Genomic DNA, 10,409 nt, shown 5'->3' with positions numbered 1-10,409 from the left:
TCAAAACCTTTACAGGCGCTGCATAAGTCATGCCTTTTGAACGGCATTCTTCAACAGTATATTTTGGTTCATCTAGGGAATAACTGACGAATTCAACAGAAGCTGTTGCATCAAAATCTTGTACAGGGAATACGCTCTTAAAAACGCCCTGTAAGCCCGCTTCTATACGAGCATCTGCGGAATCTGTTCCTTGCAAGAATTCAGCGTACGACTTCTTTTGAATGTCAATTAGATTTGGCATTCCAATGATTGGTTTAACTTTAGCAAAAGTACGACGGTGACGGACGAAGCTTGATGCCAGATTGGCCATATTGAGTCCTCTGCGTAAGAAAGAAAGGATACAAATATAAGATTGCTAAATTGTGTGGTGTGCATTAAATGGCATACCATACGTGAGCACAGCACACAATATTTGCACAACAGCAAAAGTCAAGCCATAGAACGTACTGTTCAATAGCTTGACTCTTAAGCTAATAAGACTGGGAAAACAGCAAAGTTAAAATTACTTAACTTCGATTGTTGCGCCAACAGCTGTAAGCTTTTTCTTGATTTCTTCAGATTCAGCTTTAGTAACGCCAGCTTTAAGGGATTTAGGAGCGCCTTCAACTAGATCTTTAGCTTCTTTAAGACCAAGACCAGTAATAGCACGAACTTCCTTAATCACGTCAAGTTTTTTGTCGCCAGAAGCTTTAAGAATTACTTCGAATTCTGTTTGTTCAGCAGCAGCAGCAGCAGCAGCAGGAGCAGCAGCCATCATAGCAACTGGAGCAGCAGCGGATACGCCAAATTTGTCTTCTAATTCTTTAACAAGCTCAGCAGCTTGAATAAGAGTAAGGTTTTCGATGTAAGAGATAAATTGTTCTTTAGTAATAGTAGACATTGTCAGTCCTTTAAAAAATTAAGTTTCATAGCGAAACTATTAGATTAAACACAAAATAAATACGCAATCGGGCAATCGTTATTAACCGGCTTTTTTCTCTTTAATGGCGTTAAGAACTTGAACCAAGTTTCTAGGAACACCATTGAGTACGTTGAGAAGTCCACGGTGTGGAGCAACCATAGTACCGATAAGTTGGCCAAGAAGTACTTCGCGTGAAGGTAAAGAAGCGAGTTTTTCAACAGAAGCTGGAGTTAATAAGGATTTCTCCATATAACCGCCAACGATTTTGAGTTTCTCAAATTTCTTTGCGGATTCAGAAAATACTTTAGCAGCGGCAGCAGCATCACCATAAGCAAAAACAACGCCTGTTTGGCCTTTGAAAAGTTCAGAGATTACATTTTCATCTCTACCTTCAACAGCTTTTTGAGCAATTGTATTTTTTACTACATGAAAATCTGCTTGGACTGCTTTGAGTTCACGACGCATTGCCGTAAGCTCTTCAACTGTCATCCCTGAGTAATTAGCTAGGAACACAGCACCAGATTTGTCGAGTGCTTGAACAACACTTTCGCGCCACTGGAGTTTAGCGTTACGATCCAAGAGAGTGCCTCCCCTAAGTTATTCGTATTCCCACAGGCAAAATGGAATTACGAGGTTGATAAACCGCAGGGGTCAAAGTCTATGCGGGATTTATATGATTGCACAATCGCAATATGACCAGCAGTCTTAGACCCTTACGAAACGAAATTAAACTTTATATTCAGCTGGATCTACACAAACAGAAGGGCTCATTGTGGAGCTTACATACACAGATTTAATGTATGTTCCTTTTGCTGCAGCAGGTTTTGCTTTAACAATAGCATCGATAAATGCTTTTGTATTTTCTTCGATTTTTTTAGAGTCAAAAGAAACTTTTCCAACAGGTGCTTGAATAATTCCGGCTTTATTTACCTTGAATTCTACGCGGCCTGCTTTTGCTTCTTTAACTGCATTTTTAAGATCTTGTGTAACTGTACCAACTTTTGGGTTTGGCATAAGTCCACGAGGAGCAAGGATACGTCCAAGACGTCCCACAACACCCATCATGTCTGGAGTTGCAATAGCGGCTTCGAAATCGAGCCAGCCACCTTGAATTTTTTGAGCAAGATCGTCACCACCAACAAAATCAGCACCAGCTTCTTCTGCTTCGCGGATTTTTTCGCCCTTAGCAAATACTAAAACGCGCACCTTTTTGCCAAGGCCATGAGGAAGAACGACAGCGCCACGAACGTTTTGGTCAGCGTGACGTGGGTCAACGCCGAGATTCATAGCAACTTCAACTGTTTCGTCGAATTTTGCATATGAAATATCTTTAAGAAGCTGGCTTGCTTCGTTCAGATTATAAGACTTGCTAGGATTTACTTTAGCGCTAGCAGCCTTTAATTTCTTACTAATTTTTCTTGCCATAATGATTTTCCTTTGAGGTAAATCGGCTTATGAAGGCCTCCCTCTAAAAAATTTAACCTTTGATTTCTAGACCCATGGAGCGTGCAGAACCTTTGATAAGTTTCTTAGCAGCTTCAATGTCGTAGCAGTTCAAGTCTGGAAGTTTGATCTTAGCGATTTCTTCAACTTGTTTTTCTGTTACAGAACCAGCAATCGCTTTACCTGGAGTTTTACTTGCGGACTCAATTTTTGCAGCCTTTTTAAGTAAGTTACTTGCAGGAGAAGTTTTTGTGATAAATGTAAATGATTTATCAGAGTAAACAGTGATTACTGTAGGAAGAACTTCACCAGCTTGTTTTTGTGTACGAGCGTTGAATTCTTTTACAAACATCGCAATGTTTACAGCACGTTGTCCAAGAGCTGGACCAACGGGAGGCGCAGCAGTCGCTTGAGCGCCTTTGATCTGGAGCTTGATAAGCCCTGTGATTTTTTTAGCCATTGTACTTTCCTCATATAATATAGCAATCAGCCCAAAAAAAGGTGCGCTTTGGGCGTGAATGCAAACCGATAATACATAATTTTAGGACTTGCAAGGAAAAAGGAAGGAAATAGGCACTTTTGCCTTATTCAGTCATCTTCTTAAATTCTCTTGTCAAGATAGGAACCGCTTGAAAAAGATCGGCTACAATACCGTAATCTGCTTTTTGGAAAATAGGTGCATCGGCATCGGTGTTTATCGCTACGATACATTTTGATGTACGCATACCAGATAAATGTTGAATGGATCCAGAAATTCCGCAAGCAACATATAAATTAGGATTTACAGTTTTACCTGTTTGACCTACTTGCATGTCATAAGGCGCGTATCCGGAGTCGACTGCGGCGCGAGAAGCACCTACAGAGCCATGAACAACATCAGCGCATTCAAAAAGAATTTTAAAGTTGTCTTTGTTAGCAATCGCTCTTCCACCAGAAACAATAATACTTGCTTCAGTGAGATCGGGGCGTTCACTAGAGCCTTTGCGAACTTCTACCACTTTAGCCGTAATTTTTGAAGCATCAAAACTACAAGAGAATTTTTCTACTGAAGGTTGAGCGTTGGCATCGGCAACTTCGGATGGGCGCACATTAGGACGTAGGGTGATAAAAGTTGTTGCAGCATTGGAAACGGCTTGTTTAGAACATTTGCCAAGATACATTGGAATATCGGCAACAATCGTTTCTCCTTCTAGTTGAAAACCGACAACGTCTGTTAACATGGCTCCGCTATTACGAATGGCGAGGCGCGGAAAAAAATCTCTTCCCGTTGGAGACCCAGGACCAACTACAATCGTATAACCATTCTTTTTTATGATTTGATCGAGAGCTTGAATTGTGGGTTCACCTTGATATGTGTTTGTTTCGGGAGCGTCTACAACATAAATTTTAGATGCTCCAAAAGTAGCGAGAGTTTTAGCGTGTTGTTCACACCCTTCGCCTAACAAAACAGCGTGAATGTTTTCTGTTTTGCCACCCATCATTTTTCTCGCTTCTGCGAGAGTTTCGCCAGAAGTAGATTTTAATTTCCCATTTCTAACTTCTGCATACACAAGAACTTTATGAGACATAATAATAACCTCTTATATTTTTATAAAACTTTTGCTTCAGAACGTAATAACTTTGCCACTTCAACAACCATTTCTTCAACGGGTTTGCCTTTAAAGATTTTTCCAGGTGCTTTTTCAGGGGGAAGTTTATAATTACGAACTTCTACTTTTGCTTTTTCGGTTATAAGTTCAGAAGCTTTTTTTTCTGCAATTGGTTTTTTCTTCGCTTTCATAATTCCTGGCAAAGAAGGGAAACGGGGATCATTTAAGTTTTGATGTGGTGCGATTAAAATAGGGAGTTGCGCTTCATATACTTCAACAACTCCGCCTTCAACATCGCGTGCGCCACGGAAGGATTTGCCTTCATTTTGCCAATCTATTTTAGAAATGTTTACTAAACTTGGCATTCCTGAAAATTCAGCAACCATAGGCCCTACATTTCCTGCGCCTTCATCTGTTGTATTTAACCCTGCAAAAACGAGATCGGGTTTTTCTTCGATGACAACTTTTGAAATAGCTAAAGCTACAGAATAGGAGTCAAGAACTCCGCTATATCCTTCTGTGTTTATCCAAACACCACGGTCGATTCCCATAGCGAGTGCCTTACGGATGGTTTCTTGTGCGCGCGCTGGACCAACGCTGACAACAATACTTTCGCCTTTAAATTTTTCTTGCGTGCGAATGGCTTCTTCCATTGCGTATTCATCACAAGGATTCACCATATATTTAAAATCAGATTCATCGATCGATTTTCCACCAGCAGCAATTTTGACCACTGTTTCGGTATCTGGAACGTGTTTTGCAAGCACAAGAATTTTCATTTTAGTCCTCCGGAGAAGGATTGATTGTTAATCAAATAAAAAAAACACCACTAAGTCAGAATGAGATTACTAATTCTAGATAGGGTGTCAATTAGGAGAAAGATTCTTGGTATGCAATTCAGATTATTTATTTCTGTTTATTTAGTGTTTCCTTTTTATGCAAACATGGCGACTACGTGATTCTCCAAGACTTTCTGTTTCAAAACCAGATTCAGTAATAAGTGAATGTTGATGGCGTCTTATAAAAGAGTTTTGGGGAGCTAAGCTTAGCTCAGGAATATTCTTATTTTTAATCATTTTTTGAATAGCTGTACGTGCTTCTTCAAGAGCCTCTTCAAGATGTTGCTGTTGTTTTTGATCGGCAGCAGATGAGTTTAATTGAAATGAATTTCCATTGAAAGAAGGTGCTGTATTTTCTTTAAGACTTTTTTCTTTATGTATTAATTTAGGAGTTGCATCTTCTGTTACTACTTTTTCTTTATGCACTGGTTTAGAATGAGTTTCTTCTTTATGATTTTTTTCTTTATGAGAAAATTTTATATTTGAGGTGGAATGAGATGATTTTTTATCATCAAATTTTTGATCTCTTTTGTCTTTATCATTTTTTGATTTATTATTTCTTTCGTTACGTTTTGCAAAGCGCTCTTCACGTTCACGATCAAATAGTTCTTTAAATTGTTTGTGATAAGCAGCGCCACAAGGAGGTCTTACATTCCAGTCAATCGCTTCTTGAGTTGTTTCTTTAGTTGTGTACTTCCACAAAACGTAAGATTGAATTAAATTAAAATAAGAACCAAATGTTTTTTTTGTAAAAGATGAAATTAAACTCCAAATTTCTTGAATATATTGTGAGTCCATTGTTTCATTAGCTTCAGACAATAATGGAAACAAAGAATAAGTCTCTTTATTTTCGTTATTATTATTTAAATAAGCTTCGTACTTTTGTATAGCTGTCAATATATTTTTGCTACTCACTGCTTTTGGAAGAGCGTTTCCAGATAAATTTGGAAGCTTATGCCCAGTGAATTCAAGTAATAAATAGTCAAGATCAGCAAAAAGGGCAGCAATGGAATGTGAAAACCATGAAATATTTTCGATATCTACATTTTCATTGCGTTGAAAGTTAGGCAAAATATGAAAATGATGCGCTATAATTTCGCTAAGAAGTGTTTTAAATGATGAAAAATCAAGGTTTTTTGGAGTAGTCCAGGTTTTTGTTAAGAATGGTTCAAATCTTAAATGAGAATTGAACTCGCCATTGGCTTTCGAACGCGCTTCAAATGCTTGATTCACTGCATATATAAAAGCATCAGGGTTAATAGATAGTTTAGTAAGTTCAGTCACAGTAAAAAGTCCTATATAGAGTTAAGTGAAAGGCAAGTAATCGCCTTCCAATTGGAATAGTATAGCGGTCTTGCGAAAGTAGGACTACATCCTTATCGAAAGGGATAAACCTTAACGAAAGAAAAGTCACTAATGAATTTGGATACCCATCAAAAAAGGAACACTGCGGCTCGTTTGAAGTTTCTTCGTGAAAAACTATCTCAAGTCCCTCAAAAGCCAGGGGTCTATTTACATAAAGGATATGATGGCGAAATTCTTTATGTTGGAAAAGCGAAGAATTTGATTTCACGCTTAAAAAGTTATTTTACAGGTCTTGAAAATCATACTCCGAAAACAAGAGCATTGGTAGCCAAGATATTCGACTTTGAAGTGATCGTTACAGAAAATGAATATGAATCGCTATTACTTGAAAATAATTTAATAAAACACAATCAACCCAATTATAATATTTTATTGCGCGATGATAAAACATATCCATATATAAAAATTGATATCAATGAAAAATGGCCAAGAGTTACCATAGTAAGAAGAAGAAAAAAAGATGGGGCTCTTTATTTTGGACCATTTACGATTAGTGGCCAAGTTCAGCAGCTCATGAATGTAATAAATCGGTTTTTTCCATTGGTGAAATGCAGTCCGACTGTTTTTAAAACGGTGAGCAGACCTTGCAATTATTATGATATTAAAAGATGCCTTGCTCCTTGTAAGTTGGACGTTAAAAAAGAAGAATATCATGATCATTTAAATAGTGTAATTGCTATTTTAAATTCAAAATACAAAGATATTTCAAAAAAAATAAAAGAGGAAATGTTAAAAGCTGCTGAAGATATGAAATTTGAAAAAGCGGCCTTATTAAGGGATCAAATTAAAGCATTGGAATCTTTAACATCGAATCAATCTGTAACTTTAGATGTCGATATTGAATTAGATATTTTTGGCTCTTACTGGAATGAAGAACTTGCTACTTTTTATGTGACAAATATTCGAGATGGAAAAGTGGTTGGAGGAAATTCCTATTTAATACGACATTTAACAGAGGAGCCTTCAGAAGAAGGAATTTTAGATAATAAGAAAATAGAACAAGAAAGAATTTTTACTTCGTTTATTTGTCAATACTATGAAAATAAAACTGTCCCAGAAAGTGTTTTATTTGAAAATGCAATAAATATTATTTCTCATTCTACTTATGAAATGATAAATTCTTTTTTAATAAACAAAAAACAAGATAATTTAAATAATAAAAAAACATTATTTTATTTAAAAAGAGAAGTTTATGTAAAATCAATTAAACACGAAAATAAAAATTTGACGAATAAAATTAAAGATCTTATTTATCATTCAAATCAAAATGCAGAAAATAAATTTATTGAACAAAATAAAATGGATGAAAACAGCAACCAAATGACAATGGCTTTGCAAAGTTTTTTAAATCTAAATTCCATTCCTTCTTTAATTGAGTGTTACGATATTTCAACCTTTCAAGGTGCTGAAACAGTTGCATCTCAGGTTGTCTTTAAAAATGCAAAACCATTTAAAAGTGGCTATAAAAAATATATTATTAAAGAAACAGTTGGAAAAGCAGATGATTTCGCCAGTCTAAGAGAAGTCATACGCCGTCGTTTTAAAGACAAGGAAAAAGTAATTTACCCAGACCTTTTAATTTTAGATGGAGGGACTCCTCAAGTTCGTGAAGTTGGTTGGGTTTTAAAATCGTTAGGCCTTGGGCATTTGCCATTTATTGGAATTGCAAAATCAAGGGGAGAATCTAATTTTACGTCTTCGCAAATTGTAAATTCTTTTGAACGTTTAGTTGTTCCAAAGAGAAATTCGGATGGAGATGTCTTGCCAGAAGAAGAGCCCGAAACAAAAATATTAAAACAAGGGTCCTTTGAATTTAAACTTGTTACTCAATTGAGAGATGAAGCACATCGTTTTGCCATTACTTTTCATAGACAAAGAAGAGATAAATCTTCTATGAAATCCATATTATTAGAAATAAAAGGTTTGGGACTAAAAAGAAGAAAAAAATTAATAGATATCTACCCTAACTTAAAAGATATTGCACAATCTCCATTAATTGAAGTTTCAGAAAAAACAAATATCCCTTTAAATATAATTCAAGAAATTGTTAAAAAAATAAAAGAACAAAATTCTTAATTTAAAAAATAAAATAATCCAATATAAAAATTTTTAATGTTTCCTATTTTATGAAATTAAGAATAATTTATTTTATTTTGTCTTTATACAAATAGTTGGTTGTTTCACCTTGCACTGACAAAAATATTTATTTGCCAAAGCGGCATTTGAATAAATTGATAGAAGAAAAAGAAAACTTATAATTTTGATTTTAGGAAGCATAAAAACCTCACCGTATTTTAAATATTATTTTTTATGGTAGACAAAGGTAAATTATTTTAATATAAAATAATTGTCAAATATTTTTAAAAAAAATTAGAATCTATATTCTATACTACTAGAATTTATTTCTGGCGAGTCTTTTTTTTTATGAGTTTATGTCATTTAATTAGTACATATTGAACATAAGTTACAAAAAGGGCAATTTAAATTTAAAAGTTATTTGTCTATTTGAAACAAATTTTGTTCTTTGCTGTATAATAGAGTCCAGCATATAATATGATTAAATTAACAAAACATGATTAACTGATATTATCGTTTTAGTTCGGCTTAACAACCATCGAACGAAATTCTTCCATTGTACTTCCAGGATCAACAATATAGTAAGTAATAAAATCACCAAAATTTTCTCTAAAAGATTCTACAATAAGGTATTTCATTTCATCAAACATTTCTGTTGTAATATTATATTTAAAATGTAGAGATGCGATATTATTTACTGTTTCTTGAGTTAATTCACTATTAAAATAATCTATAAAAAAAGGAGCTTGTCTTCTAATTATAGCTTCTCTATATTCATGATTATTTTCAGGAAAAAAACCTTCATTTTTCATTATAACTGATTTTTCTGCAAGTAAATCATAAAGACTTCCTAGTGTTTTCTTCATTCCTGCTTCATTTTGTAGAATAACATTCATGTAAAATTGTTTTCCCCATCTTACATAAGCAAGATCATTTTCACCAGGGATTTGGATTTCTCCTTTATAAGTTGTATTTTGAGAATAGGTATTTGGAAAAGCAAAAGAATTTACAGAAGTTGCTAATAAAGAAGTGGATAATAAAGTTATAATGCATTTTTTCATAAATCCTCCATATATTTTAAAAATATTTTATTTAATGAAACCATTACTTTTCATGTAGCATTTTATTTAAGTTATTCAACGAGAGAGCAAGATTTATATCAAATAGGCAAATAAAATTTTAATTTTGTACTGCCTTTATTTAAGAACAGGATCAAGTTAAAAAGTATAGAATGAATCTCTGGCTAATTTTATTTTTTTGAAAAAAATCTATTTCAAATATCAAAGCGAAATCATCTGATTCAGGTTTGTAGGACACGACACTACGTAGTATGAAACTTTAGAGAATTGTTTGATGAAAGGCAAGGTGCGATCAGAAATGTTTTATTCTTATTGCAGCAGATATGACAATTCCTCTATTACAGAAATCAATTCTTTTTCTTGCTCTTCATTTGAGGCATTCATTAAATAAACATACGAAGTATTGCTCTCTTTTAAATATTTCATTTCGGCTAAAAAACCATCGGTCATACCGGAATGGCTAAATTCGTTAAATGCATTGGTGTATATGCCTAAACCGTAACCGTCTTTTATAAAATAATCGGTTATTTTTTGAGGCATTGGTTTAGATGGATCGATTTTTTTTCATAATAATTAAAACTTAACAATTGTTTTATTTGATAAGGCGATAATAGCAAATGATTGTCTTCAGAAAATAAACTTCTTATAAAGGTATTTAAATTAGATGAAGTGGAAATAATAGAGCCTGGCCCACTTGCAATAGATAGTGTGTTATTTATGGTTTCTTTACCTAAAAGCTCTTTATCATAATAATTATAACCATTCATAATATGCTTCTGTTTGTTTTTAGGAATTTCATTTTTTGGCAAATGATTTATATAGTATGTCTTTTCTAAATTTAATTTCTCGATAATTCGTTTGTGAATTTCATAGGATAATGAATTGTGAGTGACATATTCAAATATTTTTTTTGCTAATACATAATTTGTATTGGAATAATAAAAATGGGAGCCTGGTGTAAATAAAAGAGCGTTATTTTGAATAGAATTTAATATTTCATCTGTGGAGATTTCTAAGGATAAATTATGGTGCGCCAAGATAAGTGCGTAAGAACCAGTGAGTGCGAATCTCACCCACGTAAAGATTAGCCATCAGCGTGGAAGTAAGCAGTGCGATT

General features: G+C 34.2%; 12 protein-coding genes. 1 reads left to right on the top strand and 11 read right to left on the bottom strand.

The annotated features are described in order from the left end of the window. From ACIQ56_RS09775 to ACIQ56_RS09740, 8 genes are all read right to left on the bottom strand, one after another. Positions 1 to 310 (bottom strand): hypothetical protein (locus ACIQ56_RS09775; RefSeq protein ID WP_397600878.1); only part of this gene is annotated, 310 nt, incomplete at its 3' end. Between the two features lie 192 nt (positions 311 to 502). After that, positions 503 to 880 carry a 50S ribosomal protein L7/L12 gene (rplL, locus tag ACIQ56_RS09770; protein ID WP_397600877.1) on the bottom strand — a complete coding sequence of 126 codons (378 nt, stop codon included), beginning with the start codon at positions 878 to 880 and terminating at the stop codon, positions 503 to 505. Between the two features lie 81 nt (positions 881 to 961). Further along, positions 962 to 1,480: a 50S ribosomal protein L10 gene (gene rplJ / locus ACIQ56_RS09765; protein WP_153420688.1), complete on the bottom strand. Its 519-nt coding sequence runs from the start codon at positions 1,478 to 1,480 to the stop codon at positions 962 to 964. 147 nt (positions 1,481 to 1,627) lie between these two features. Continuing rightward, complete coding sequence (rplA, locus tag ACIQ56_RS09760) at positions 1,628 to 2,326, bottom strand: 50S ribosomal protein L1 (RefSeq protein WP_153420689.1); 699 nt, start codon at positions 2,324 to 2,326, stop codon at positions 1,628 to 1,630. A 52-nt stretch (positions 2,327 to 2,378) separates the two neighbouring features. Beyond that, entirely contained in the window at positions 2,379 to 2,804 is a 426-nt protein-coding gene (rplK, locus tag ACIQ56_RS09755; protein ID WP_397600876.1) for a 50S ribosomal protein L11, read from the bottom strand. Positions 2,805 to 2,928: 124 nt separating this feature from the next. After that, entirely contained in the window at positions 2,929 to 3,912 is a 984-nt protein-coding gene (locus ACIQ56_RS09750; protein WP_397600875.1) for an electron transfer flavoprotein subunit alpha/FixB family protein, read from the bottom strand. 20 nt (positions 3,913 to 3,932) lie between these two features. Then, positions 3,933 to 4,712, bottom strand: a complete 780-nt coding sequence (locus ACIQ56_RS09745) for an electron transfer flavoprotein subunit beta/FixA family protein (protein ID WP_397600874.1) — start codon at positions 4,710 to 4,712, stop codon at positions 3,933 to 3,935. Positions 4,713 to 4,853: 141 nt separating this feature from the next. Beyond that, a complete protein-coding gene (locus tag ACIQ56_RS09740) occupies positions 4,854 to 6,056 on the bottom strand; it encodes a R3H domain-containing nucleic acid-binding protein (RefSeq protein ID WP_397600873.1) in 1,203 nt (400 codons plus the stop codon). Between the two features lie 132 nt (positions 6,057 to 6,188). On the opposite strand from ACIQ56_RS09740, the gene uvrC reads away from it, so the two are divergent. Next, positions 6,189 to 8,213: an excinuclease ABC subunit UvrC gene (uvrC, locus tag ACIQ56_RS09735; RefSeq protein WP_397600872.1), complete on the top strand. Its 2,025-nt coding sequence runs from the start codon at positions 6,189 to 6,191 to the stop codon at positions 8,211 to 8,213. 518 nt (positions 8,214 to 8,731) lie between these two features. Here uvrC and ACIQ56_RS09730 read toward each other — a convergent pair. The 3 genes from ACIQ56_RS09730 to ACIQ56_RS09720 all read right to left on the bottom strand — a co-directional run bounded on the left by ACIQ56_RS09730 (position 8,732) and on the right by ACIQ56_RS09720 (position 10,329). Then, positions 8,732 to 9,274: a hypothetical protein gene (locus tag ACIQ56_RS09730; RefSeq protein WP_397600871.1), complete on the bottom strand. Its 543-nt coding sequence runs from the start codon at positions 9,272 to 9,274 to the stop codon at positions 8,732 to 8,734. A gap of 327 nt (positions 9,275 to 9,601) precedes the next feature. Beyond that, a complete protein-coding gene (locus ACIQ56_RS09725) occupies positions 9,602 to 9,832 on the bottom strand; it encodes a hypothetical protein (RefSeq protein WP_397600870.1) in 231 nt (76 codons plus the stop codon). Next, the gene (locus ACIQ56_RS09720; RefSeq protein ID WP_397600869.1) at positions 9,817 to 10,329 is read right to left on the bottom strand and encodes a serine hydrolase; all 513 of its coding nucleotides are present in this window, start codon (positions 10,327 to 10,329) and stop codon (positions 9,817 to 9,819) included. Before ACIQ56_RS09720 ends, ACIQ56_RS09725 begins: the two co-directional genes overlap by 16 nt. Positions 10,330 to 10,409: the final 80 nt, after the last annotated feature.

This window comes from Silvanigrella sp. (assembly GCF_044369315.1).
In the GTDB taxonomy this organism is placed as follows: Bacteria; Bdellovibrionota_B; Oligoflexia; order Silvanigrellales; family Silvanigrellaceae; genus Silvanigrella.
This window is presented reverse-complemented; position numbering and strand designations above follow the sequence as displayed.

Excerpts from the sequence above, each read along its gene's own strand:
- rplL (WP_397600877.1), bottom strand. The coding sequence starts at position 880 with ATGTCTACTATTACTAAAGAACAATTTATCTCTTACATCGAAAACCTT.
- rplA (WP_153420689.1), bottom strand. The coding sequence starts at position 2,326 with ATGGCAAGAAAAATTAGTAAGAAATTAAAGGCTGCTAGCGCTAAAGTA.
- rplK (WP_397600876.1), bottom strand. The coding sequence starts at position 2,804 with ATGGCTAAAAAAATCACAGGGCTTATCAAGCTCCAGATCAAAGGCGCT.
- ACIQ56_RS09750 (WP_397600875.1), bottom strand. The coding sequence starts at position 3,912 with ATGTCTCATAAAGTTCTTGTGTATGCAGAAGTTAGAAATGGGAAATTA.
- ACIQ56_RS09745 (WP_397600874.1), bottom strand. The coding sequence starts at position 4,712 with ATGAAAATTCTTGTGCTTGCAAAACACGTTCCAGATACCGAAACAGTG.
- uvrC (WP_397600872.1), top strand. The coding sequence starts at position 6,189 with ATGAATTTGGATACCCATCAAAAAAGGAACACTGCGGCTCGTTTGAAG.
- ACIQ56_RS09730 (WP_397600871.1), bottom strand. The coding sequence starts at position 9,274 with ATGAAAAAATGCATTATAACTTTATTATCCACTTCTTTATTAGCAACT.
- ACIQ56_RS09725 (WP_397600870.1), bottom strand. The coding sequence starts at position 9,832 with ATGCCTCAAAAAATAACCGATTATTTTATAAAAGACGGTTACGGTTTA.